20 protein-coding genes are annotated in these 23,564 nt (G+C 63.6%); 8 read left to right on the top strand and 12 right to left on the bottom strand.

Translation table 11 applies throughout. The features are described from left to right. Positions 1-2: 2 nt before the first annotated feature. Positions 3-3,152 carry an NAD(P)-binding protein gene (locus O0882_RS16730; protein ID WP_289949728.1) on the bottom strand — a complete coding sequence of 1,050 codons (3,150 nt, stop codon included), beginning with the start codon at positions 3,150-3,152 and terminating at the stop codon, positions 3-5. 193 nt (positions 3,153-3,345) lie between these two features. Between O0882_RS16730 and O0882_RS16735 the strand changes: the two genes are divergently transcribed. Both O0882_RS16735 and O0882_RS16740 read left to right on the top strand, forming a co-directional pair. After that, positions 3,346-3,888: a phosphohydrolase gene (locus tag O0882_RS16735; RefSeq protein ID WP_289949729.1), complete on the top strand. Its 543-nt coding sequence runs from the start codon at positions 3,346-3,348 to the stop codon at positions 3,886-3,888. A gap of 362 nt (positions 3,889-4,250) precedes the next feature. Next, positions 4,251-4,850, top strand: coding sequence for a response regulator (locus tag O0882_RS16740; RefSeq protein WP_289949731.1), 600 nt, complete (start codon positions 4,251-4,253; stop codon positions 4,848-4,850). A gap of 417 nt (positions 4,851-5,267) precedes the next feature. Here O0882_RS16740 and O0882_RS16745 read toward each other — a convergent pair whose 3' ends face one another. After that, positions 5,268-5,711 (bottom strand): hypothetical protein, encoded by a 444-nt coding sequence (locus O0882_RS16745; protein ID WP_289949733.1) that lies wholly within the window; start codon positions 5,709-5,711, stop codon positions 5,268-5,270. Here O0882_RS16745 and O0882_RS16750 point away from each other — a divergent pair. Beyond that, positions 5,710-6,303 carry a chromate transporter gene (locus O0882_RS16750; RefSeq protein WP_289949735.1) on the top strand — a complete coding sequence of 198 codons (594 nt, stop codon included), beginning with the start codon at positions 5,710-5,712 and terminating at the stop codon, positions 6,301-6,303. The genes O0882_RS16745 and O0882_RS16750 overlap by 2 nt on opposite strands. After that, complete coding sequence (locus O0882_RS16755; protein WP_289949737.1) at positions 6,300-6,884, top strand: chromate transporter; 585 nt, start codon at positions 6,300-6,302, stop codon at positions 6,882-6,884. Before O0882_RS16750 ends, O0882_RS16755 begins: the two co-directional genes overlap by 4 nt. Before the next feature lie 3 nt (positions 6,885-6,887). On the opposite strand, the gene urtE is transcribed toward O0882_RS16755, so the two are convergent. The 5 genes from urtE to urtA all read right to left on the bottom strand — a co-directional run bounded on the left by urtE (position 6,888) and on the right by urtA (position 12,490). After that, positions 6,888-7,586: an urea ABC transporter ATP-binding subunit UrtE gene (gene urtE, locus O0882_RS16760; RefSeq protein ID WP_289949738.1), complete on the bottom strand. Its 699-nt coding sequence runs from the start codon at positions 7,584-7,586 to the stop codon at positions 6,888-6,890. Positions 7,587-7,588: 2 nt separating this feature from the next. Continuing rightward, a complete protein-coding gene (urtD, locus tag O0882_RS16765) occupies positions 7,589-8,395 on the bottom strand; it encodes an urea ABC transporter ATP-binding protein UrtD (protein ID WP_242428400.1) in 807 nt (268 codons plus the stop codon). 20 nt (positions 8,396-8,415) lie between these two features. Further along, positions 8,416-9,531: an urea ABC transporter permease subunit UrtC gene (gene urtC / locus O0882_RS16770; RefSeq protein ID WP_289949740.1), complete on the bottom strand. Its 1,116-nt coding sequence runs from the start codon at positions 9,529-9,531 to the stop codon at positions 8,416-8,418. Continuing rightward, on the bottom strand, positions 9,528-11,114 hold the full coding sequence (gene urtB / locus O0882_RS16775; protein ID WP_289949742.1) for an urea ABC transporter permease subunit UrtB: 1,587 nt from the start codon (positions 11,112-11,114) through the stop codon (positions 9,528-9,530). The genes urtC and urtB overlap by 4 nt, the downstream gene beginning before the upstream one ends. 122 nt (positions 11,115-11,236) lie before the next feature. After that, positions 11,237-12,490, bottom strand: a complete 1,254-nt coding sequence (urtA, locus tag O0882_RS16780) for an urea ABC transporter substrate-binding protein (RefSeq protein WP_289949743.1) — start codon at positions 12,488-12,490, stop codon at positions 11,237-11,239. Positions 12,491-12,851: 361 nt separating this feature from the next. Here urtA and O0882_RS16785 point away from each other — a divergent pair, with 361 nt between their 5' ends. Continuing rightward, positions 12,852-13,046 carry a hypothetical protein gene (locus O0882_RS16785; protein WP_289949744.1) on the top strand — a complete coding sequence of 65 codons (195 nt, stop codon included), beginning with the start codon at positions 12,852-12,854 and terminating at the stop codon, positions 13,044-13,046. A gap of 75 nt (positions 13,047-13,121) precedes the next feature. On the opposite strand, the gene O0882_RS16790 is transcribed toward O0882_RS16785, so the two are convergent. Both O0882_RS16790 and O0882_RS16795 read right to left on the bottom strand, forming a co-directional pair. Continuing rightward, the gene (locus O0882_RS16790; protein WP_289949746.1) at positions 13,122-13,904 is read right to left on the bottom strand and encodes a DUF4349 domain-containing protein; all 783 of its coding nucleotides are present in this window, start codon (positions 13,902-13,904) and stop codon (positions 13,122-13,124) included. Positions 13,905-13,920: 16 nt separating this feature from the next. Then, positions 13,921-14,532: a transglutaminase family protein gene (locus tag O0882_RS16795; protein WP_289949748.1), complete on the bottom strand. Its 612-nt coding sequence runs from the start codon at positions 14,530-14,532 to the stop codon at positions 13,921-13,923. A gap of 274 nt (positions 14,533-14,806) precedes the next feature. Between O0882_RS16795 and O0882_RS16800 the strand changes: the two genes are divergently transcribed. The 3 genes from O0882_RS16800 to O0882_RS16810 are packed head-to-tail and all read left to right on the top strand — an operon-like array spanning position 14,807 to position 20,018. Continuing rightward, positions 14,807-15,385: a DUF2760 domain-containing protein gene (locus O0882_RS16800; RefSeq protein ID WP_289949751.1), complete on the top strand. Its 579-nt coding sequence runs from the start codon at positions 14,807-14,809 to the stop codon at positions 15,383-15,385. Next, positions 15,382-17,253, top strand: coding sequence for an Hsp70 family protein (locus tag O0882_RS16805; RefSeq protein WP_289949753.1), 1,872 nt, complete (start codon positions 15,382-15,384; stop codon positions 17,251-17,253). Before O0882_RS16800 ends, O0882_RS16805 begins: the two co-directional genes overlap by 4 nt. A 2-nt stretch (positions 17,254-17,255) precedes the next feature. Beyond that, the gene (locus O0882_RS16810) at positions 17,256-20,018 is read left to right on the top strand and encodes an Hsp70 family protein (RefSeq protein WP_289949755.1); all 2,763 of its coding nucleotides are present in this window, start codon (positions 17,256-17,258) and stop codon (positions 20,016-20,018) included. A gap of 86 nt (positions 20,019-20,104) precedes the next feature. On the opposite strand, the gene O0882_RS16815 is transcribed toward O0882_RS16810, so the two are convergent. The 3 genes from O0882_RS16815 to O0882_RS16825 form a co-directional block, all read right to left on the bottom strand. Continuing rightward, positions 20,105-20,503, bottom strand: coding sequence for a GFA family protein (locus tag O0882_RS16815; protein ID WP_289949756.1), 399 nt, complete (start codon positions 20,501-20,503; stop codon positions 20,105-20,107). A gap of 62 nt (positions 20,504-20,565) precedes the next feature. Next, positions 20,566-22,107, bottom strand: coding sequence for a CHASE2 domain-containing protein (locus tag O0882_RS16820; RefSeq protein ID WP_289949759.1), 1,542 nt, complete (start codon positions 22,105-22,107; stop codon positions 20,566-20,568). Between the two features lie 106 nt (positions 22,108-22,213). Further along, positions 22,214-23,542, bottom strand: coding sequence for a serine hydrolase (locus O0882_RS16825; protein WP_289949760.1), 1,329 nt, complete (start codon positions 23,540-23,542; stop codon positions 22,214-22,216). Between the last annotated feature and the right edge of the window lie 22 nt (positions 23,543-23,564).

A 23,564-nucleotide genomic window follows, 5' to 3' on the forward strand; every position in this document is an offset into this window, starting at 1 on the left:
GGCTAGAAATCCGTCTCGCCCTGGATCACGGCCGGATAGCCCGTCATCGCGCGCGAAGTCTGCATGCCCGCCATCACGGCCGCTTCCACGCAGCCCGCGTTGAGGCCCGTCTTGATCCAGTCGCCCGTCAGGAACAGGTTGCTGAAGCCCGACTGGTCGGTGGCCAGCCGGTACTGCGTGCTGTTCACCACTGACATCACGTAGCGCTCGGACGGGTCGACGTTGGCGCGCCAGTACTGGCTGTCGAAGCGCGCCGGCCCCGTGCCAGCTTTCGCATCGACCAGCCATTGCCACGGAAACGCGCCCGGCGCGCCCGCCTCGGGCCACAGCGCACCGATTTCCCGCTCCAGCTGATGCAGCGCGCCCTGTTTCGCCCTGGCCGCGCAGCGGGCGGGAAAGCCCGTGTCGGTGATGGGCGGGTAGCTGTCGACGGGGAAGGCGCTGCAAAAGTACGAGACGTTTTTCGGTTCCAGCCCCGCCGGCCAGTCTTCGTGCGCCAATAATTGATCCATCGGCGCCCACGTGTCGTATGGCTCCGTAAAGGCCGACAGCACCGGTTGCTGGCCTTTCGGCTGCGTGGTCCAGCCCATCTGCGCCAGGTTTTTGTTCAACCACACCTGGTAAGCCTGCGTGGCCACCGTTTTCACCTTCTCGGCCGCCAGTTGCAGGGCCGGGCTTTGCGCCAGCAGTTGCGGGCACAGGGCGGGCAACGAGCCGATGGAAATGCCGAACACCACCTTGTCAAAGTCGACGCCCTTCTTCAAGACCGTGGCGGGCAGCTGGCGGCCGAACGCCTGCTGATACTGCTGCGGCCAGTCGCTCCAGTACGATTCCAGGTTGACTTCCTGCGCTTGCAGCAGCGCCGCCTGGGCCGGCTCGATCTGTGCGTAATCGGGCGCGCTGGGCCAGCAAGCCAGGCCTTTCACGTCCACCAGCGGCGCGTAGCCGGCGGCAGGGTCCTTCAATTGCACCTGCTGCGTGATGCGGATGCTGTCGATGTCGCCCGCGCCCGGCACCAGCTCCTCCACGCGCTGGAAGAATTTGAATTCCACGCCCCTTTTTTTCAGCACCTCGTACATCGGCGTAAAAATCGTGTCGCCCATGCCGGCCTGCATCTTGAACATGATGCCGCCCTTGTAGGCCAGACCGATGCGCGCCATCGCGCGCAAGAGCGTGCCCGCCTCGATGTTCGGCTTGGCAAAATCGCCGCCCTCGTAGGCGAAGACCAGGTCGTAAAAACCCCGCACGGGCGCCGAATTGACGCTGAACTGCTCGTCGCCGCCATGTTTTCTCAGCCAGGCGCGGAAATCGATGTCGTTGATGACGTCAAAGCCGTGCTTGAACACGCCATCCTCGAACATGCCCTTCATGACCGTGATGCCCAGGTCGAGGCAGGTGAACAGGCGGCGCAATGCATCGTCGCCGTCGATCAGCGCGCGGTAGCGCAGGCGCAGCCAGGCGCGGATGCCGTTCAGGGTGCTGGCCAGCAGCTGGTGGCGGGCCTGGTCGTGGCGTGTGGAGTCCGGCGCCAGGTCGGCCACCAGCGCCGCCAGGGCGCCCACGGACAGGCCCACGTCCAGTCCCAGTTCATCGGCCTGCCCCACCACCTCGTCGGCCAGGCGGCGCAGCCAGCCCGGCCACACGCCCTCTCCCTGCGACGCGCTGGCGCTGGCACTGGCACGCTCTATGCGCGCGTCAGCATCGGCCACCTGGCGGATCTGGCGTATCCACTGCTCGATCCAGCCCACCATGGCGATGGCCATCTGCCACAGGGTGATGTCTTCGCCGCCCTCGCCCGGCTCGCCCGGCAAGGTGGGAAAGACGATGGACCAGTTGCGCCACTGGCCCTTGACGTCTTCCGACAGGGCCACGTAATCGTGCTGCTTGAAAGCGTCGCGCCAGGTGGCCAGCGGCGCGCCGGGCGGGCGTTCCAGGATCGCATACGCTTCCTTGATCATCTTGAAGGCGTTGGCGTAAAAGCCGAACCAGATGTGCAAACCGTGCTCCTCGATGCGCTGGCCCACTTGCGCATTGCGCCCGCTGGCGCCCTTGCCGCCGAGGCGCCAGCCCAGCTGGTAGACGGTGATGGCGTGCCGGTTTTCCCAGCCCGGCTGGCTCGTCAAATAATAGGCCGCCGTCATGGCCGCCACGCCGCCACCGAGGATGGCGATCTTTTCCGGCGCGATCTGCGAATTGTCGACCAATTCCTCGCCCGGCATGGCCGTGAAGTCGAAGTTCACATGGAATGGCAATATCGCCGCCTGCGGCCCCAGCTGCAAGCCCAGGGTCTGGTCCAGCGGGAAGCTGTCGAAGGCGTGCAAGGTGCATTCATACTCGTAGCCCAGCAGGCGCGCGCTGTGCAGGCGGTTGATTTCGGCCGGCGCGGCCACCAGGGCCTGGTACACGGCTTTCACGCCCGCGCTGTCGGGGAATTGCTTGAGGAAAATCTGGTCGATGCGGGGCTTGCGCAACAGCGACAGGATGTCGGCCCAGCCGGCCTGGTCCATATCGAAGAAATCGGGAATGGAGAGGAAAATCTGGAAGGCCTGCTCGATGAGTTCCAGGAAGCTGTTGACGGGTTTGTGCAGCCCCGTCTGCACGGTGGCATTGACTTCCAGCAGCGGGTGCAGCGCCAGTTTCGTTTCCGGCGAAAAATGCTGGAAACCCTTGGCGACGACGGCGCAGCGCAGCGGCTCGCTGCCGGCGGCGGGAATCTCGTAGTCGCACAGGTATTTCGGATAGCCGAACAGTTCGCGCCCGTTGATCAGGGCCATGGCGTCATCGACGAAAATATGGCACGGGTACCAATAGATATGCGCGAGCTTGCCCGCCGCATCCATCTGGCCCACCATGATCCAGGTGACGATGTCGACTTCCGTGATCCAGCCCTTGGCCTGGTCGACGGGATTGGCGGAATCCGCATGGTTGACGCGCGTAAACGTCAGCATCACATACGGCGACAGGGCTTTCAGGGTCATCTTGCTGCCCGCCACCTGGTTCAGGGTGGTATTCACGGTCGCTTGCAGTTTCGCCAGGTCGCCCCTGACGAAATAACCGTACATTTCCGACTGTTTCAATTGCAGCGGCGAGTGCATCATCACCGAACCGCCCTGATAGATATACGAAGGTCTTGCCGAAGGTTGCGCCGTCATTGCCCTGCCCCTATGAAGTTTCAGACAAACAAGATTGCTACAGTGTATTGAGAAAGAACAATGAATGATATGAAATAAATGAAAGGATTTGCCAAGATGCATAGGCTCAGCAGCCCGCCACACGCGTGGCGGCCGGGGCAAGCCTGGGCCATCGGGTGTACGATGAGCCATCTTGCATATCCGAGCACAGGCAATGATTACCACCGACTACGTTTCCACTTACTCCGGCAACCGTTTTTATCCCTTGCGCCCGCATATCGACAAGGTAGTCATTGAAGACATTGCCCACGGCCTCGCTTATCAGTGCCGCTTCAATGGACAGACGCAAGTGTTTTACTCTGTCGCCCAGCACAGCCTGATCGTCGCCGAACTGGTGCCGCCCCATTTGCGCCTGGCCGCCCTGCTGCACGACGCGGCGGAAGCCTACCTGGGCGACATGGTGAAGCCCTTGAAAGTGCTGCTGCCGGAATTTGCCATACTGGAAGACAAGGTCAGCGCCATCATCGCCGCCACGTACGGCCTGGATTTTTCCGATTACGCCCCCATCAAGCGAGCCGACCTGATCGCGCTGGCCACGGAAAAGCGCGACCTGATGCCGCACTCGGCCGAGCGCTGGGCTTACCTTGACGGCATCGCCCCCTTGCCCGGTATAATCGACGCCATGGGTCCAGCCGAAGCCAAACAGCGCTTCCTGCATGCCTTTGCCCAGTTGAGCGGGCTGGGGCTGGCAGCGTGAATGCTTCCACCCTGCCGCACAAACGGGCGCTAAGCCCCGGTTTTTGCACGGCTTTTTCAGATATCCACAGCAACTGTGGATAAAGTTGTTGATAAGCCCCTCTTGACAAGCCGCAACGCGAGTATAGATGCGGCTTTCAACAATTTGCTGATTTCACAGGCAATTTTTTACCCCAATGAAATCAATGACTTAGAATCATGGTTTTGCGCCAAAGCAAAGTTACTCGAACACCATGAAAATATATTTTTCTGTGCATCAGCAATCTTGCTCCAGGCCGTCTTGCCTGAACCGCATTGTTTTGACAAACCCCGCAGACTGGCATAGTGTGGAGTGAGTGAGCACGATCAACGGTGGATAAATGCATGAATATGGATAGCGACAGTGCCGCCAAGGGAGCGGACGAACCCGACTGGCTGGTCGAAGAGCCACTCGGGCGGGCAGACGCCGCGGCAGAGTCCGCCAACGCGGCGCCATGGCGCGTGCTGATTGTCGATGACGATGTCGATGTGCACGTGGTGACCAAGTTCGCCCTCAGCCAGGCCAGTTTCCAGGGCCGCAGGCTGAGCTTTCTGCACGCATATTCGGGCGCCGAGGCGCTCGCCTTGCTGCGCAGCACACAAGATATCGCCGTGGTGCTGCTCGATGTCATCATGGAAACCCAGGATGCCGGGCTGCAAGTGGCGCGCCAGATTCGCGAAGACTTGCACAACAGTGCCGTGCGCATCATCCTGCGCACGGGCCAGCCTGGGCAGGCACTGGAACACCGCATCATCATCGACTACGACATCAATGATTTCTGGTGCAAGACCGACCTGACCACGCGCAAGCTGTTTACTACCGTGATCGCCTCGCTGCGCACCTACGCCACCTTGCGCGAAGCGCAGCAACAAGTCGCCGACCTCGCCGCCGCCCTGGCCCACTGCGGCGACGCGCCAGCGCAACCGGCCGGCGGCAAGCCCTGACCATCTGCCGCTACTTTCAGTCATAAAAACAAAAGCACTGGATAGGCATACAGGCTTGCAACATGCCCCATTCTGGCCCATCTTGCTGGCCGATCGCATGCGCTGACCGGCGCCTATTTCCTAAGTAGCGGATTGTTAAGCGCTTTTTCAGATATCCACACGGACTGTGGATATCTTTGTGGATAAGCGCCTATTGACAGGCTTCAAAGCCACAGCCCGTGCGGCTTTCAATAAACTGCTCAATCAAACAGCAAAAATAAAAACCATTAAAATCAACTACTTAGAAATTCACACATAATCACAAGAAAATTATTTCGCCAATTTCGTTAACCCATCATTTGTGCATAACTGAGCCGTAATGATCAATCCGACAACACCGAACTGGCGCTGCCGGCAACACAGTTGCTGTGCGGATACTCAATGCACAGTCTGGCGGCGCTGCTCCGGATGCAGCAGCACGCGTTCGATCAATTCCGGGGCGACATTGTATGACTTTAGGTATTCCAGCGCACACAAGGTACTGAAGGCGGCCTGCACGGCGATGCCCAGATTGACGATGTCGCACATCTTTTGATCGACCCGGGCATGCGGCACCACGGTTTTGACGGGCATATGCAGCGTTTCTGTGGAATTAGGCATGATGAACAACTCCTGCGAAGGGGAACGGAGGGGTGGAGACGGCGTAGCGGTACGAACCGCACCAGCGCTGACAGGAACAGTGGTCGTGTTGCCGATAAAGTATTGCTGATAAACTCTCGATGTCAATGGCAGGGAAACATGAGCCACAGTTTTTTTCTTGCAGGCACAACTGGAGCCGAAAGCGATGGACAAGCGCAATCGGCCACGGCGATAATCAGCCATGCCCTCATCCCCCCTTGCCGCCCTCCCACCCGACCGGTCCCGCCCGCAACCGGCATCGCTGGCCGACCTGTTCTTCTCGTTCACCTGGCTGGCCTTGCAGGGGTTCGGCGGCGTGCTGGCCGTGATCCAGCGCGAAATGGTCGAACGCAAGCGCTGGCTGACGCAAGAGGAATTCCTGGAAGACTGGGCGGTGGCGCAAATCATGCCCGGACCGAATGTCGTCAACCTGTCACTGATGGTGGGCGGGCGCTATTTCGGCTTGCAGGGCGCACTGACGGCGCTGGCCGGCATGCTGGCCGTGCCCCTCGTCATCGTGCTGCTGCTGGGCGTGCTGTACACGCGCTTCGGTGACAATCCGCAGATGGCGGGCGCCCTGCGCGGCATGGCCGCCGTGTCGGCCGGCATGATCGCCGCCACGGGCGTGAAACTGGCGACCGCGCTTGTCAAACATCCGCTGCCCCTGTGGCTGACCTTGTCCATCACCGTGCTGGGCGTGCTGATGGTGGCCGTGCTGCGCTGGCCCCTGTTGTACATCTTGCTGGGCCTGGGCGGCATCGGCTGCCTGCTGACCTACCGAAAGCTGTCCGCATGAATCCGCCACTGCAACTGGTGTTGAGCACGGGCGACTGGCTGAACCTGTTCGGCCACTACCTGATGCTGTCGCTGATGTCGATCGGCGGCGCCATCTCCACCACCTCCGAAATGCACCGTTTCCTCGTCGAGCAGCACGGCTGGCTGACGCAGGCGCAATTCAATGAATCGATCGCCATCGCCCAGGCCGCGCCCGGCCCGAACGTGCTGTTCGTCGCCCTGATGGGCTGGAACGTGGGCATGAATGCGGGCAGCTACACGGCCGCGTACCTGGGCGTGCTGGTGACCATGGTGGGCATCATGCTGCCCAGCACCACCCTCACCTACGTGGCGGCCCAGTGGGGCTACCGCAACCGCGACCTGCGCCCCGTGCGCGCCTTCAAGCAAGGCATGGCGCCCATCGTCGTCGCCCTCTTGATTTCCACCGGCATGATTTTGGGCGGCGCCAACCATGACATCCGCACGGACTGGCCCCTGTGGAGCCTGTCCATCGTGGCCGGCCTGATCATCTGGCGCACGAAAATCCATTTATTGTGGCTGCTGGCGGCCGGCGCCGTGCTGGGCTGGCTGCAATTGGTGTAGTTGCTACACGGCCAGGTGCCGCTTCACCTCCTCGCCATCCATCTGTTCCGCCTTGCCGCTGGCCACCACCTGCCCCCGCGACAGCACGATGAAGTCGTCGGCCAGTTCGCGGGCGAAATCAAAATACTGTTCGCACAGCACGATGGCCATGTCGCCCCGCTGTTTCAACAAGGAAATGACACGGCCGATATCCTTGATGACGGAAGGCTGGATACCTTCCGTCGGCTCGTCGAAGATGATCAATTGCGGTTCGGCCAGCAGTGCGCGGGCGATGGCCAGCTGCTGCTGTTGCCCACCAGATAGATCTCCGCCGCGCCGCTGCAGCATCTCTTTGAGCACCGGAAACAGTTCATACACATGGGGATCGATGCGCGAGGCTTGCCTGCCCCGCTTCACCGCCATACCCATCAGCAAGTTTTCCTCGACCGTCAGGCGCGCAAAGATGTCGCGCCCCTGCGGCACGTAGGCGATGCCCAGCTTTGCCCGCGCATGTGGCGCCAGCTTCGTGATGTCGCGCCCCTGAAACACCACCTTGCCCTGCGCCACGGGCAGCACGCCCATCAGGCATTTCAACAAGGTCGTCTTGCCCACGCCATTACGCCCCAGCAAGGCCAGGCATTCGCCCTTGCGCGCCGACAGATTGATGCCGCGCAAGGTATGCGAGGAGCCATAGTATTGATTTAACTGTTGCACTTCGAGCATGGTTACCTCCCCAGATAGACTTCGATGACCCGCTCGTCGGCTTGCACTTCGTCCATGCGGCCCTGCGCCAGCACTGCCCCTTCGTGCAGCACGGTGACGATGCCTTGCTGGGCAATGTCCGTGACGAAACCCATGTCGTGCTCGACCACCATGATCGAGTGCTTGCCGCGCAATTCATTGAGCAATTCCGCCGTGCGCGCCGTTTCCGCGTCCGACATGCCGGCCACCGGTTCGTCCAGCAGGATCAGCTGCGGCTCCTGCATCAAGAGCATGCCGATTTCCAGCCACTGCTTTTGCCCGTGCGACAGCAAGCCGGCCGGCCGCGCCTCGTGACCGTTGAGGCGGATCAAACGCAATATGGCTTCGATCCTGCCCGCCTGCTCGGAAGACAAGCGCGCAAACAGGGTGGGCGCCACGCGCTTGTCCATCTTCATGGCCAGTTCCAGGTTATCGAACACAGTGTGCTGTTCGAACACGGTGGGGCGCTGGAACTTACGGCCGATGCCCGCGTGGGCGATTTGCGCTTCCGTCATCGTCGCCAGATTCATGGTCTGGCCGAACCAGGCCGTGCCGGAGGTGGGCCGCGTCTTGCCGGTAATCACGTCCATCATCGTCGTCTTGCCCGCCCCGTTAGGGCCGATGATGCAGCGCAATTCGCCCACGGAAATATCGAGGCTCAGCTTGTTAATCGCCTTGAAGCCGTCAAACGACACGCTGATGTCTTCCAGATACAAAATGGCGCCATGCGTGGTGTCGACGCCCTCGCCTTTCACGCGCGAATACGTGGGGCCAGCTTCCGCGCTGGCCATGCCGGGCAACATGCGGATGCTCATGCGGCCTCCTCTGCCACGACGGGCTTGCGTTTGAGCTTGCTCAACACGCCCAGCATGCCTTGCTGCATGAACAGGGTGACGACGATGAACAGCAGGCCCAGCGCGAACAGCCACAGTTCCGGCAAGACGGCCGTGAACCAGCTTTTCAGACCGTTAACGGTAAACGCGCCCAGGATGGGGCCGAGCAAGGTGCCGCGCCCGCCCACCGCCACCCACACGACCATCTCGATGGAGTTCGCGGGCGACATTTCGGACGGGTTGATGATGCCCACCTGCGGCACATACAGGGCGCCGGCGATGCCGCACAGCACGGCGGACAGGGTCCAGACGAACAGTTTGAACCACAGCGGGTTGTAGCCGAGGAACATCAAGCGCGCCTCGCTGTCGCGCACGCCCTGCAGCACGCGGCCCAGCTTCGAGCGCACGATGGCGCGCGCACCGACCAGCGCCGCCAGCAGGAAGGTGAGCGTCAGCAGGAACAGCACGGCCCGGGTGGCGGGCGCCGTGATGCTGTGGCCCAAGATCGTCTTGAAATCCGTGAAACCGTTGTTGCCGCCAAAGCCGGTGTCATTGCGGAAGAACAAGAGCATGAAGGCATACGTCATCGCCTGCGTGATGATGGAAAAATACACGCCCTTGATGCGCGAGCGAAACGCAAAATAGCCAAAGACAAAAGCCAGCACGCCTGGCACCAGCACGACAAGGGCCATGCAATACCAGAAGTGTTCCGTGAAGGCCCAGTACCAAGGGTAAGTCTTCCAGTCGAGAAAGACCATGAAGTCGGGCAAGCTGCTGTGGTACTGGCCCTGGTCGCCGATGGCGCGCATCAGATACATGCCGTGCGCATATGCGCCCAGCGCAAAGAACACGCCGTGGCCCAGGGACAGGATGCCCGTGTAGCCCCAGACGAGGTCCAGCGCCAGCGCGGCCAGCGCGTAGCACATGAACTTGCCCACCAGCGCCACCGTGTAGGCGGACACGTGCAGCGCATGCCCTTCGGCAAACGCCAGGTTAAAAATCGGCAATAGCGCCGCCAGCACCGTGCATGCGGCAATCGCCAGCCAGACGGGCCGCGTGAACAGGCCCTGCTTTATCGGGTAGGAGGTAGTCATTCGACGCTGCGTCCCTTCATGGCAAACAGGCCCTGCGGCCGGCGCTGGATGAAAATGATGATGAATACGAGAATGGCGATCTTCGCCAGCACGGCACCCGCCACCGGCTCAAGAAATTTGTTGACTTCACCCAGGCCCAGCGCGGCGATCACGGTGCCGGCCAGCTGGCCCACGCCGCCCAGCACCACCACCATGAAGGAATCGACGATGTAGCTTTGGCCCAGGTCCGGCCCCACGTTGCCCAGCTGCGACAGCGCTACGCCGCCCAGTCCCGCGATGCCGGAACCGAGGCCGAAGGTCAGCATGTCGACCTTGCCCGTGGCCACACCCACGCAATCGGCCATGCGGCGGTTTTGCGTCACGGCCCGCACGAACAGGCCCAGCCGTGTCTTGTTCAGGATCAACCACACGGCCATGACGACGACGATGGCGAAGACGATGATGGCCAGCCGGTTGTACGGCAGCACGAGGCCACCCAGCACGGTGACGCCGCCCGACATCCAGGCCGGGTTGGCCACTTCCACGTTTTGCGCGCCGAAGATCGTACGCACCGCCTGCATCAGGATCAGGCTGATGCCCCAGGTGGCCAGCAGGGTTTCCAGCGGCCGGCCATACAGCCAGCGGATCACCGTGCGTTCCAGCGCCACGCCCACCAGGCCGGCAACAACAAAGGCGGCCGGCAAGGCAGCCAGCAAATACCAGTCCTGCTCGGCCGGCAAGTAGCTGCGGAAAAACAGCTGGCACAGATAGGTCGTGTAAGCGCCTATCATCAGCAATTCGCCATGTGCCATGTTGATGATGCCCATCAAGCCGAAGGTGATGGCCAGGCCCAGCGCCGCCAGCAGCAGCACGCTGCCCAGGGAAATGCCGTAGAACACATTGCCGGCCAATTCCATGCGTGACACTCGTCCCTTGATCTGGCGCATGGTCTCGATGGCGGCCAGCTGCACGGCTTCGTCGGGCTCCCCCTCTTTCTCCAGCATGGCTTGCAGCACGGGCAGCAAGCGCGCATCGCTGCTGCCGGCCAGGTCCTGCACGGCGGCCTTGCGCGTGGCAGCATCGGGCGCATGCAGGTTGGCGCTGGCGATCAGCACCTGCAAGATCCGTTTGATGTCAGCGTCGTTTTCCCGCGCCAGCGCGGTGCGGATCAGGGGAAGCTGCGCGGGATCAACGGCCTTCTGCAAGGCTTGCGCGGCCGCCAGCCGTACCGTCCGTTCCGGCGCCAGCAGCTGCAGGCCCGACAAGGCGCCCGCCACGGCCGCGCGCAAGCGGTTGTTGACCATCACGCTATCGATGCCGTCCGGCAGCGGCACGTTCTGGCCGATCGCCGGGTCATACGCCTGCTCGCCATCGACGACATACACCTTGCCATCGGGCGCGGCATACAAGGCGTCGTCCTGCAAGGCTTGCAGTACGCGAGCGGCCTCGGGCGTGGCCAGGGCGGCGATCTGCGCCACGGCGCCGATCCTGCTGTCGGGGTCGTCGCCGGACAGCGGCTTGAGTAATTCTGGAGGGATGGCGGCCTGCGCCAGCGAGGATAGCAACAGGCAGGAGAGGACCAGCAGTTTGGGGATGAACCTCATTGTAAATTCCATGGAAAAACTGCACGGGGCGAACGCTTCCCCCAAAGGCGAGGACTGGGGTCGGATGGGGACGCCTAGTCCCTCAGGGTCCGACCCCGGCATTTGCTGGTGGGTGAGAGCTCCTACAGCTTCTGCTTGCCCTCATTGCCCTTGATATACGGGCTCCACGGCTGGGCGCGTATCGGCTCCTTGGTTTTCCACACGACATTGAATTGCCCATCGGCCTTGATCTCGCCGATCATCACGGGCTTGTGCAGATGGTGGTTCGTCGCATCCATGGTCAGGGTGAAGCCCGATGGTGCCTTGACGCTTTGGCCGGCCATGGCGGCGATGACCTTGTCCGTGTCCGTCGACTTGGCCTTTTCCACGGCTTGCGCCCACATGTGGATGCCCACATAAGTCGCTTCCATGGGGTCGTTCGTCACCACCGAACCCGCGTTCGGCAACTTTTGCGCCACGGCATACGCCTTCCACTGCTTGATGAAGGCCGTATTCACGGGGTTCTTGACGGATTCAAAGTAATTCCACGCCGCCAAATGCCCGAGCAGCGGCTTGGTATCGATGCCGCGCAGCTCTTCCTCACCCACGGAAAACGCGACGACGGGCACGTCCGTGGCTTTCAGGCCCGCATTGCCCAGCTCCTTGTAGAACGGCACGTTCGAATCGCCATTGATGGTGGAAATGACGGCCGTCTTGCCGCCCGTGGAAAACTTCTTGATGTTGGCGACGATGGTTTGATAGTCGGCATGGCCGAACGGCGTGTAGACCTCGCTGATATCGCTATCCTTGACGCCCTTGCTTTTCAGGAAGGCGCGCAAGATCTTGTTGGTGGTGCGCGGATACACATAGTCCGTGCCCAGCAGCACGAAGCGCCTGGCGCCGCCGCCATCCTTGCTCATCAGGTATTCCACGGCGGGGATCGCCTGCTGGTTCGGTGCGGCGCCCGTATAAAACACATTCTTTTCCAGCTCCTCGCCCTCGTATTGCACGGGGTAAAACAGCAGGCTGTTGAGTTCCTTGAACACGGGCAAAACCGACTTGCGCGAGACAGACGTCCAGCAGCCGAACACCACGGCCACTTTATCTTGCGCCACCAGTTGGCGCGCTTTTTCCGCGAACAGGGGCCAATTCGACGCGGGGTCAACGACGACGGCTTCCAGCTTCTTGCCCAACACGCCACCCTTGGCATTGATTTCGGCAATCGTCATCAGCGCCACGTCTTTCAGCGACGTTTCGGAAATGGCCATGGTGCCCGACAGGGAGTGCAAGATGCCCACCTTGATGGTATCAGCGGCCAAGGCTGCCTGCATGCAAGTGGACGTGGCCAGGGCGAATGCGCCGGCGGCAGCCGCTTTCAGGATAATGCGTCGTGACATGGGGACTCCTGTGAATGGTTCGTGGGGTGACGGACTGGGCATACGATGTTGTTAAAGCAGAATGCATGCCAGGCACATTGCCCTGGAGTTGCGGGGAATGGGCAGCAAGGGTGGCGCGCGGCCCACCGTTTTGGTGCGGCAGCGCCACTTCCTGGGGAATCCGGGGGAGGGGTGCGCCGTCGACAGGAAAAACGGCGAGGAAATGCCAATAATATAATTACTTAAAAACTAATTGAGCTTTCTTGATAAGCGCACTAAGATGTGATTCTCTTGCGTCGCATTGCTTGGCGGCGTAAGTAAACTGAAATCAGCGTGGCACTTGCTTCTTTCCCTTTACTTAACTCACTTAGGTAGTTCACTCATGAAAAATATGATCGCGGGCGTGTGCGCCCTGTTGCTGTTGAGCGCATGTGCCGCACCTACGACCCCGGCGGATGGCGTAAGCACGAGCCAGGTCAAGGTTGACGATGAAGGCAGTACGGGCAGCAATATCAAGAAGCGTCCGAAAAAAACGGCCGAAGTCGTGTCTGCCATCACGGCAAACCGCAGCGTCTAATCAAGCTGCGGCAAGCGTGTGACGCCGTTCCAGGGCCTGCAACGCGCAGGCCCTGTTCACATTTGCGGTGCGCGCCTAGCGTTTGATGCCGCGCAAGCGGCGCCAGCCCTTGCGGCCCAGCGGGAACAGCAGCACGAACGCGATCAGCCATGGCAGGATATACGCCATGGCCGTGATGGCGTTGGCCACGCCTTCGGACAGGTTTTCCGTGAAATTGCCCAGCGCGCGCTTGACGGGGCGCCAGAACGACTGCTTGCCTTCGGCGCTGATGGCCACGTTCAGCAAGTCCGTGTCGATGCGCTGCATCAACAGCGCATTGGCCGCCGTCGCCTGCTCCAGTTCCACCTGCACGGTGGCCAGTTCCTTGGTCACCTTGATCAGGGCATCGACATTCGCGCCCGAGCGCTTTTCCAGGTCCTGCAATTGCGCCTGGTACTGCTTGAGCATGTCCAGGCGTTTCTTGCTGTCGAGCACGGGACGCCCCAGGTCTTCCACCTTGGTGCCCTGGCTGGTGACATCACCTCCGGCCGCGACCAGCGCCACAAGCTTTTTGATGCCGGCCGGCTTGGCGCGCATGCTGATGCGCGCATGCACGTAACGGCCGCCGTCAATGCTGGAGTCGAGCAGCAGACAGCCATTGTCCGTGTCGGCCTTGCAGGCGGCGACCACTTGTTCATACAGGGGCCGCACTTGCGCCTCATTCGTATCGACACTGACATTGTGCTCATAGGCAAGAAACTCGCTGCCTTTTTCCTTGCCATCGAGGCGCGCGGCGCTGGACTGTCCGGCGCTCTCGCCCTTGCCGCCGCAACCGGCCAGCAGCAACAGGCCGATCAGGCTGATATACACTTTTTTCATGGTTTCTTTCTTTGGATTATTTTTGCAGAGGCAACAATTCGATATCGGGCAAGTGCGCCGCCACGTCCTGCACCGTCGCATGGCCGGTCAGGGACGCCACCACCTGCGGCAATGGTTCCGCCCAGATTTCCGGCAAATCGCGCTCGTCGGGCGCCAGCACGGGAAAGGCCAGCTGCTCGCGTGGCGGCACGAACGCCGCGTCGACGCCAGGCTTGTTGCCGCGCGCATCGATGCGGTACCAGCCAAACGCTTGCAGATACACGGCGTTCAAGCCATGCAGGCAAAATGGCGGTCCCACTTCGCCCACGGCCAGACGCTGGTAGCACAGGCCGGCAGGAATGCCGTTGGCACGCAGCAGCGCGGCCAGCAGATGGCTCTTTGCATAACAGTAACCCGTGCCATGCTGCAAGACGTCGGAAGCGCGGCAGGTGACGGGATTGCGCTGATAATCCCAGCTGTGGGCGATCTCGTCGCGCACGAAGGCAAAGCAGCGGGCCGCGATGGCGGCGTCACCCACTGCGCCGACAGCCAGCTCGGCCGCCCTGGCGCGCACGGCTGGGTGCTCGCTGTCGATATATGTGCTGCTTGCCAGATATAGGGAAAAGTCGAGGGGAAAGTCGGTAGCCATGGCATCAAGGTCTGGCGAAAAGATAATGCGCGATTCTAGTCGAAACGGCCCGGAATCGAGCGTTTCCTTGCGCAGGAACAAAGAAAAACCATGCGTCAGGCTGGCTGCGCCGGGGCCGGCGGCTTTGGCGGCGGGCCGGTAGCTGGTATCATGCGGGCAAACGCAGCCGGCCCGATATGTACGACGGGGCCGGCACACGCACTACCCTGCGAAGCGGCCCCGCCACCCGGCGCGCCGCCGACGCCACCCTACAGATCAGAGAAACGAGTTCCCTATGAGCACCTCATCGTCCCACCCATCGTTCTGGCGCAGAGTCCCGCTGGCTTTTGGCGCCTTTTTCAGCACCCTGTCGGACGCCGCCTATGCGGCCCGCGTGGAAAAACTGTCCTTGCCCGAGGTGGCGCCGGTGGCCCCTGTTCCTGCGCCTGCCCCCGTGCCAACGCCGGCCGCCGCACCCGTCATTTTGAAGGAAGCGACGCCGGACGCCGCCCTGCAACTGCTGACCCTGCTGCAACGCGAAGCGCGATTGATCGACTTCACCCAGGAAAACCTGGGCAGCCATGCCGATGCCGACATCGGCGCGGCCGCCCGCGTCGTGCATGAAGGCTGCGCCAAGGTCATGCGCGAGTATTTCACCATCGACGCCGTGCGCCAGGAAGCCGAAGGCAGCCGCATCGTCCTGCAGGAAGGCTTTGACAGTGCCCAGGTACGCCTGACTGGCAACGTCGTCGGTTCCGCGCCGTTCACGGGCACCCTCAGCCACCGCGGCTGGCGCGCTTCGAGCGTGCGCCTGCCGAAACTGAGCGAGCAGCACGACGCCGCCATCCTGGCGCCAGCCGAGGTGGAACTGTGAGCGATCAAGCCAACAACACCCCGCGCTACGCCATCGGCATCGACCTGGGCACCACCCACAGCGCCCTGTCGTATGTGAACCTGGTCGAAAGCGATGGCGAAAATTCCAGCCACGGCGTGCTGAAAGTCCCGCAACTGTCGGCGCCCGGCACGGTAGAAGAATTGTCGCTGCTGCCGTCGTTCGTGTATTTGCCGCACGCCGACGAAGTGACGGCGGGCGACCTGGCCCTGCCCTGGGTCACCGAGGAAGCCGAAGCGCCGTTCGTCGTCGGCGAAATGGCCCGCAGCCGCGGCGCCACCACGCCGATTCGTCTGGTCTCGAGCGCGAAAAGCTGGCTGTGCCACCCTGGCGTGGACCGCCGCGCGGCGATTCTGCCGAACGACGCGCCGCTTGAGGTGGCGCGCATTTCGCCCATCACGGCCGCCACGCGCTACCTGACGCACTTGCGCCAAGCCTGGGACAACGCCCACCCGCAAGCGCCGTTCGCGCAGCAGGAAATCACCGTCACCATCCCCGCCTCGTTTGACCCGGCCGCGCGCGAGCTGACGATGGAAGCGGCGCAGGCGGCCGGCTACACCTCGCTGACCTTGCTGGAAGAACCGCAGGCGGCCCTGTACAGCTGGATCCAGACCAGCGAAGGACGCTGGCGCAAGGAAGTCAAGCCGGGCGACATCATTTTAGTGGTCGACGTGGGCGGCGGCACCAGCGACTTTTCGCTGATCGCCGTGCTGGAACGCGATGGCGTGCTGGAACCGCACAGGGTCGCCGTCGGTGAGCACATCCTGCTCGGTGGCGACAATATGGACCTGGCGCTGGCCCACCTGGTGGCCCGCAAGCTGGCCGCCAACGGCACCCAGCTGGACGCCTGGCAAATGCGCGCGCTCACTTACGGCTGCCGCAGCGCCAAGGAAAGCCTGCTGGCCGACAGCGGCCTCGATGTGGCACCGATCGTCGTGCCCAGCCGCGGCTCGAAACTGATCGGCGGCTCCATCCGCACGGAACTGACGCGCGCGGAAGTGTCCACCTTCATTCTCGACGGTTTCTTCCCGCAGGTGGAAGCATCGAGCCGCCCTGCCGTGCGCACGCGCGCCGGCCTGACGCAACTGGGCTTGCCGTATGCGCAGGACGCGGCCATCACGCGCCACCTGGCAGCCTTCCTGGGCCGCCAAGTGGCGGCCACCAGCGAACTGGAAGGCTTCGCGGGCCGCCAGTCGCAAGATGCCAGCTTTTTGCACCCGACCGCCGTGCTGTTCAACGGCGGCGTCTTCAAGTCCGACTTGCTGGTGCAGCGCATCATGGCGACAGTCAACGACTGGCTGTACCTGGAAGGCGCGGAACCGGCGCGCATGCTGGCCGGGGCCGACCTGGACCTGGCCGTCGCGCGCGGCGCCGCCTACTACAGCTACGTGCGGCGCGGCCATGGCGTGCGCATCCGCGGCGGCACGGCCAGCGCCTTCTACGTGGCCATCGAATCGGCCATGCCCGCCATTCCCGGCATGGAACCGCCGATCCAGGCCCTGTGCGTGGCGCCGTTCGGCATGGAAGAAGGCAGCGAACTGGAATTGCCAGGCCAGCAATTCGGCCTGGTGGTGGGAGAGCCCGTGCACTTCCGCTTCTTCGCCTCGTCCACGCGCCGCAACGACCAGATCGGCGACTTGCTCGACTTCTGGGGCCCCGATGAATTGCAGGAACTGAGCGAAATCCAGGCGACGCTGTCCGCCGAAGGCCGCTCGGCTGGCGACGTGGTGCAAGTCAAACTGCACGCCAGAGTCACGGAAGCGGGCACCTTGGAGCTGCTGGCCGTCTCCCCTGACGGCGCCGAACGCTGGAAGGTGGAATTCGACGTGCGCGGCACGCCGCAGCAATAAGCATGCGCGGCGCTGTGGGCAAGCCGGCCTGGCTGGTCGGCATCGACCTGGGCACCACCAATACGGTGGTCGCCTATGCCAATGCGGCCGATGCGCAGGCGGGCATAAACCTGTTCGCCATCGAACAGCTGCTCGCTCCCGGCGAAGTGGGCGCACGCCCCCTGCTGCCTTCCTTGCGCTACCACCCCGCTGCCGGCGAACTGGCGGTGGGCGACTTGCAGCTGCCGTGGCCGCAGCAGGACGTTGAGCATGCCGTGCTGGGGGCGCTCGCGCGCCAGCTCGGCGCGCAAGTGCCGGGCCGGCTCGTTTCCAGTGCGAAGAGCTGGCTGTCGCATGCGAACGTGGACCGTCAGGCGCCGATTTTGCCGTGGGGCGCCGATGCCGACGTGGCCAAGGTGTCGCCCGTGGCGGCCAGCGCCAGCTACCTCGCCTACGTGCGCGCCGCCTGGAATCACCGCTTCCCGGATTCTCCGCTCGAAGAGCAGGAACTGGTGCTGACCATCCCCGCCTCGTTCGACGAGGGTGCGCGCGCACTCACACTGGAAGCGGCGCGTCTGGCGGGCTTGCCCACGCTACGCCTGGTGGAAGAGCCACAGGCGGCCTTTTATGATTATCTGCAGCGCAGGCGCGACACCCTGCGCGCAGACCTGGCCGATACGCGCCGCATTCTAGTCTGCGACGTGGGCGGCGGCACCACCGATTTCAGCCTGATCGACGTCGCCTTCGACGAGGATGGCGAACCGCAGCTCACGCGCAGCAGCGTGGGCAACCATTTGATACTCGGCGGCGACAATATGGACCTGGCGCTGGCCCACCTGGTGGAAACGCGCATGGCGGCAGGCGTCGAAGGTGGCATGAAGCTGTCCGCCGCGCGCTTGTCGCAGCTGATGGAGCGCTGCCGCGCCGCCAAGGAACTGCTGCTGTCGAACGACGCGCCGGAGAGCGCCACTGTCACCCTGCTGGGCGCCGGTTCGCGCCTGATTGGCGCCAGCCGTTCCGCCGACGTCACGCGCGAGGAAGTGGCGGCCCTGGTGGTCGATGGCTTTTTCCCGAAGGTGGAACTGGGCGAGACGGCGAAAAAAGGCCGCGCCGGCATCGTCGAATTCGGTCTGCCCTACGCGCAGGACGCGGCCATCACGCGCCACCTGGCCAGCTTTTTGCACCAGCATCAGGGCGAGCTGCCCGACACCCTGCTGCTGAACGGCGGCGTGTTCCGCGCCGATGCGCTGGCGCGCCGCTTGGCCGCCACCCTGGAACACTGGAGGGGTCAGCCCCTCACCATCCTGCACAACGACAATCCCGACGTGGCCGTGGCGCGTGGCGCCGTCGCCTACGCGCTGGCGCGGCGTGGCCAGGCGCCGCGCATCGGTGGCGGCTCGCCGCGCAGTTATTTTCTCGTGCTGGGCGAAGCGGGCAAAGACAACCGCGCCGTCTGCATCCTGCCCCGTGCCAGCGCCAGCGGCGAGGAAATCCGCTTGAGCGAGCGGCTGTTCGCGCTGCGCCTGGGCCGGCCCGTGCGCTTCCACCTGGCGTCCTCGATCTCGGAAGCGGGCACGCCGCCCAAGCTGGGCGACATCGTCGACCTGGACGCAGGCGAGTACCTGCGCCTGCCACCGCTGGCTAGCGTGCTGCATGATAAACAGGATGCCGGCGACAAGCGCGAAATCACCGTGCAACTGGCTACCGTGATGACGGAAGTGGGCACGCTGGAAGTACACTGCGTGGCCGAAGCCGATGCCGGCCAGCGCTGGCTGCTGGAATTCCAGTTACGGGGCGAAGAGGAAAAACACGCCGAAACGTCCACCGCCTCGCCGCACGTGAAGGAAGCCATCGAAAAAATCGAGCGCATCTTCGGCGGCAAGGCGCAAAAGGTCGACACCAAGGAAGTGCGCCAGCTGCGCCAGCACCTGGAACGGGGGCTGGGCGGACGCGAGAGCTGGGAGACGCCGCTGCTGCGCCAGCTGTTCGACGCCTTGCTACAACGCGCGCGTGGCCGGCGCCGCTCCGCCGAGCATGAACGTGTCTGGCTGAACCTGGCCGGCTACTGTTTGCGTCCCGGCTATGGCGACGCGCTCGACCCGTGGCGCATCGAGCAGCTGTGGGCCCTGTTCGACACGGGCATCCAGCATCACAAGGACAACCAGGTCTGCGCAGAATGGTGGACCCTGTGGCGCAGGGTCGCCGGCGGCTTGAGCACGCAGCAGCAATTGCGGCTGCTCGACGACTTCGCCTTCAACCTGCAAGCCGATGCGGCACAGCGCGGCAGCCGCCCCGTCACCCTGGTGAACGGCAGCGACGACGACATGCTGCGCCTGGGCGCCTCGCTCGAGCGCATCCCCGGCGCCTACAAGGCCGAAGTGGGCGCCTGGCTGATCAAGCGTCTGCAGAAGGCGGATAGCGAGGCGGCGGATACGAATACCCTGTGGGCGCTGGCCAGGGTCGGCGCGCGCCAGCCCTTCCACGGCAGCGCGCACGAAGTGGTCGACAGCGCCACCGTGGCCGAATGGCTCGCGATGCTGCTGGCGCTGGACTGGAAAAAGACGGAACCGGCGGCGTTTGCCGCCACCCACCTGGCGCGCATGACGGGCGACCGCTCGCGCGACATCGCCGACGACTTGTGCGCCACTGTCCTGGCCCGCCTGAAAGCCGTGGGCGCCCCACCCCTGTGGCAAGCGATGGTCAGCGAAGTCACGCAACTGGACGAAGCAGTTACCCGCCGCATGCTGGGCGAGGCGCTGCCGCCGGGGTTGAAGCTGATCGGCTGATCTTTTTTACAAACCCAACGGCGCAGAGTCTGGGGTCGGACCCTGAGGGTCCGACCCCAGACTCTGCCTTTGGGTTAAAAGGCGATTTACCCCTCGCTACGCAACCCGCGATACCGTGGCAAGCCATCGGCCAACTTCACCCATTCTATTTGTGTACCCGTATAGATATGGCTTTGCGGCGGAAAGCGCCCCGGCTCATCGAGGCTGCAGGTGGTCAGGCCGACCTCGTCCGGATCGCGCTCATCCTCGAACGTCAGCTGCGTGCCGCAGCGCGGGCAAAAGCTGCGCGTGCAGTGTTCGCTGGAAGCATACGACGTGGCCTGTCCCTGCAGCCAGCGGAAGTTCGCCCTCGGCACGCTGAACCAGGCGACAAACGGCGCACCCGAGGCGCGGCGGCACATCGAGCAGTGGCAGGCGCTTTCATGGAAGGCGCCCGTACCCGCTTCGTAGCGCACGTCGCCGCATAAACATCCTCCGCTCAGCATGGCATCCTCCTGCAATGTGAGAAGGCGCCCAGTGTAGCGCCGCAGCGGCGCCACGGTTTGCGCTAAATCACGGCGATGATCAACACCACCACCGCCAGCGGCGCCTGCACCAGCACGATGCCGGGATGCGTGCGGCGCAGCTGGGCCCAGACGGACAGGCCCGGCACTTCCTCGTGCGGGTGGTGGGCTTCGTCGCGCAGCGACATCGCGTGCAGGAACATGCCGGCGATCAGGGGGCCGGGATTGACCCACCAGCCCTGCTCCAGCAAGCCGCGCGACAGGTAGATGGCCAGCGCGCCGATGACGAAGGGCGAGGCCCACACCAGCGCCAGCATCAGGCGGATGCCATAGAATTCAAGCAAAGTACCCACACGGTGCAAGCGGCTGAAATCGTGGTCTTCCATGCGCTTGTCGATGGCCAGTTCGGCGCGGCCGTACAGGGTCCACAGGCCGCCGAACAGGCAGCCCAGCAGCACGCCGATGACGATATCGGCCACGAACACCGCATATTTGTTGACGTCGGCCGTGCCGATGCCCAGCGAGGTGTGGGCGGCCGCGTGCAGATGCAGGCTGGCCTGCTCGCCTTCGGCCGTCGTATAGCGGTCGCGCACGTCATAGGTGCTGCCGATATACACGACGTTCTTGCGCAGTGCATTCGCCGCCACGCCGGCCTGGCCATCGATCAGTTGGACGCGCGTGCGCGTGGGGTTCAGGAATGGCGGCGCCACGGCGGCCGGGTGAAACGGCGCGGTGACGGCGTTCTGCTCCGCCGCATCCTTCGCGTCGCCGTGGATGACGGGTTCGAACGCCCAGCGCGCCAATTCCTTTTCGCTGCCTGTGCGCCGGGCCAGCTGGCACACGCGGCCGGCCAGCGCCAGCACTTCCTTTTGCTGGGACAAGACGGCCGGCATCGGTTGCTTCTGCTCTTGCTCGTCGGCGCCATGCGCCAGCTCGAAGGCCACGGCCGCCAGCACGGGGCTTTTCAGCTCGATGCGCGTGACGGCGCCCATGCGTTCGCGGATCCGCGGGCTGGCGAAGTGGATGCCGGCGGCGCAGCGCGCGCGTATCCACGGCAGGTTCGCATTCCGGTCCGATTGTTCGGGCAGGATCAGCACCAGTTGCTGGCCATCGGCGGCCAACTGGTCGAGCAAGCGGTCCAGCGGCCGCTCGCCCGCCTTGTGCTGTTCATACACGGCCGGCGCCAAGTCGAGGTCGACGGCCAGCACCTTGCTGCCGCGCGCGGCGGCGCTGGCGATCAATTGCTCCAGGCGCGTGCGTTCCAGCGGTTCACGCTCGTCGAAGACCTGTTCGAACGCGGGCTGGTCGATTTCGATGATGCCGGGCCGGTAGGCAGCGCCCGGGTCCTTGCCCCGCTCCAGCAGCTGCCCCTGAGCCGCGCTGGCGCGCAGCATGGCCGCATCGAGCCATTCGAGCACGTGAAAACCTTCCAGCACCAGCATCAGCGCGGCGATCAGGCTGGCGCCGATCACGTGGTGCAGCAGATGCGTGCCCGTCAGCTTGAAGGCCGAGCCCAGCTGGGCGACTGGCCACAGCAGGCGCCGCCAGAGCGGCGGGCGCGGTTGATCTGGCGAGCTGGTTTCCACGGTGTGCTTCCCTTGCGTGCGGTGCGCGAGTTGCCACTCAGGCAACAATTAATGACGAAAGGACAGTGTATTCCAGTTGTGCCCAGCCCGCCGCACGGCTGGCAGCCTATTTCGGCTTGGCCAGCAGCAGCTTGCCCAGCGCTTCGAAGGCCGGCGTGGTGGTCGGGTCGTTCGCCGCATTGGCCGCCGTCGGCGTCGAAGCGAAACGCACGATCACCATTTCCGCCTTCGGATCGACATAGATGCGCTGGCCGTACACGCCGCGCGCCATGTAGGCGCCATGGTCGTTATGCGTGACCCACCACATGTCGCGGTAGCTCCAGCCCTTGAGCAAATCGTAGCCGCCCTTGGCGAACAGCTGCTTGTCGCCGCCGCGGCGGATATCCTCGACGGCCGCCTTGGGCAGAATCTGCTGGCCGTTGTAGCGGCCATCGTTGCGCAGCATTTCGCCGAAGCGGGCCAGGTCGCGCAGGCCCGCATTCAAGCCGCCGCCGGCAAACGGCGTGCCCGTCGAATCGACCGTCATATAGGCATCCTGCTCGGCGCCCAGCTTTTGCCAGATATGCTCGGACAGATACTCGTTGACGTTCTGCCCCGTGACACGGGCGATGATCCAGCCCAGCACGTCGGAGTTGACGGTGCGGTAGCCGAACGCCTCGCCATGCCTGCCCTCGTGCCGCACCGTTTGCAGGTACTCGAAATAGCTGCGCGGCCCCGTGTAATCCTTGGGCTTGGGCAACGGGCTGCCGGCCGCCGCGTGCTGCCACACTTCCGCTTTCGGGTCGGCATAATCTTCGCTGAATTTCAGGCCCGTGGTCATGTCGAGCACCTGGCGTACGGTGGCGTCGCCAAACGCGGATTTGGCCAGTTCCGGCACATACTCGGCCACTTTCTTGTCCGCATCGAGCTTGCCTTCGGCCACGAGGGCCGCGCCGATGGTGCCCATGACGGACTTCGTCACCGACATGGCGCCATGCTGGCCGCTTTCCTTCAGCACGCCAAGGTAACGTTCATACACGATGCGGCCCCGGTGCAGCACCACGATGCCGTCCGTGTAGTTGGCGCCCAGCGACTGCTCCCAGGTCATCGTTTCCTTCGCGCCCAGGGGCGTGAAGCGCAGGCTGTCGATATCCTTGCGCAGCGCGCGTTTCAATGGCACGGGCGCTTTCAAGCCGCGCGCGACGTCCACCGTCGGCATCAGCTGGCGGAAGTGCGACACGCTCCAGCGCAGCTGGGGGAAATTGAAATAGCTGCCATCGTCGAAGCGGATGATTTTATCGGCCGGCGGCGGCGCGCCCACCATCCATTGCAGGCTAGCCGGGTCGCTGGCGGCGGCTGACAGCGGCGCCGTCGTCTCTGCCGCGTGGGCACCGGCGGCCAGCGCCAGGCAGGCGGCGGCCAAAGCCAGGCGTTTCATGCTGGGAAAATCGTTCATGCGATGCTCTCCTTGATCAACA

Origin of the sequence: Janthinobacterium sp. SUN073, from assembly GCF_030397665.1 — a bacterium.
Classification (GTDB): domain Bacteria; phylum Pseudomonadota; class Gammaproteobacteria; order Burkholderiales; family Burkholderiaceae_D; genus Janthinobacterium.

Excerpts from the sequence above, each read along its gene's own strand:
- O0882_RS16730 (WP_289949728.1), bottom strand. The coding sequence starts at position 3,152 with ATGACGGCGCAACCTTCGGCAAGACCTTCGTATATCTATCAGGGCGGT.
- O0882_RS16735 (WP_289949729.1), top strand. The coding sequence starts at position 3,346 with ATGATTACCACCGACTACGTTTCCACTTACTCCGGCAACCGTTTTTAT.
- O0882_RS16740 (WP_289949731.1), top strand. The coding sequence starts at position 4,251 with ATGAATATGGATAGCGACAGTGCCGCCAAGGGAGCGGACGAACCCGAC.
- O0882_RS16750 (WP_289949735.1), top strand. The coding sequence starts at position 5,710 with ATGCCCTCATCCCCCCTTGCCGCCCTCCCACCCGACCGGTCCCGCCCG.
- O0882_RS16745 (WP_289949733.1), bottom strand. The coding sequence starts at position 5,711 with ATGGCTGATTATCGCCGTGGCCGATTGCGCTTGTCCATCGCTTTCGGC.
- O0882_RS16755 (WP_289949737.1), top strand. The coding sequence starts at position 6,300 with ATGAATCCGCCACTGCAACTGGTGTTGAGCACGGGCGACTGGCTGAAC.
- urtE (WP_289949738.1), bottom strand. The coding sequence starts at position 7,586 with ATGCTCGAAGTGCAACAGTTAAATCAATACTATGGCTCCTCGCATACC.
- urtD (WP_242428400.1), bottom strand. The coding sequence starts at position 8,395 with ATGGCCAGCGCGGAAGCTGGCCCCACGTATTCGCGCGTGAAAGGCGAG.
- urtC (WP_289949740.1), bottom strand. The coding sequence starts at position 9,531 with ATGACTACCTCCTACCCGATAAAGCAGGGCCTGTTCACGCGGCCCGTC.
- urtB (WP_289949742.1), bottom strand. The coding sequence starts at position 11,114 with ATGAGGTTCATCCCCAAACTGCTGGTCCTCTCCTGCCTGTTGCTATCC.
- urtA (WP_289949743.1), bottom strand. The coding sequence starts at position 12,490 with ATGTCACGACGCATTATCCTGAAAGCGGCTGCCGCCGGCGCATTCGCC.
- O0882_RS16785 (WP_289949744.1), top strand. The coding sequence starts at position 12,852 with ATGAAAAATATGATCGCGGGCGTGTGCGCCCTGTTGCTGTTGAGCGCA.
- O0882_RS16790 (WP_289949746.1), bottom strand. The coding sequence starts at position 13,904 with ATGAAAAAAGTGTATATCAGCCTGATCGGCCTGTTGCTGCTGGCCGGT.
- O0882_RS16795 (WP_289949748.1), bottom strand. The coding sequence starts at position 14,532 with ATGGCTACCGACTTTCCCCTCGACTTTTCCCTATATCTGGCAAGCAGC.
- O0882_RS16800 (WP_289949751.1), top strand. The coding sequence starts at position 14,807 with ATGAGCACCTCATCGTCCCACCCATCGTTCTGGCGCAGAGTCCCGCTG.
- O0882_RS16810 (WP_289949755.1), top strand. The coding sequence starts at position 17,256 with ATGCGCGGCGCTGTGGGCAAGCCGGCCTGGCTGGTCGGCATCGACCTG.
- O0882_RS16815 (WP_289949756.1), bottom strand. The coding sequence starts at position 20,503 with ATGCTGAGCGGAGGATGTTTATGCGGCGACGTGCGCTACGAAGCGGGT.
- O0882_RS16825 (WP_289949760.1), bottom strand. The coding sequence starts at position 23,542 with ATGAACGATTTTCCCAGCATGAAACGCCTGGCTTTGGCCGCCGCCTGC.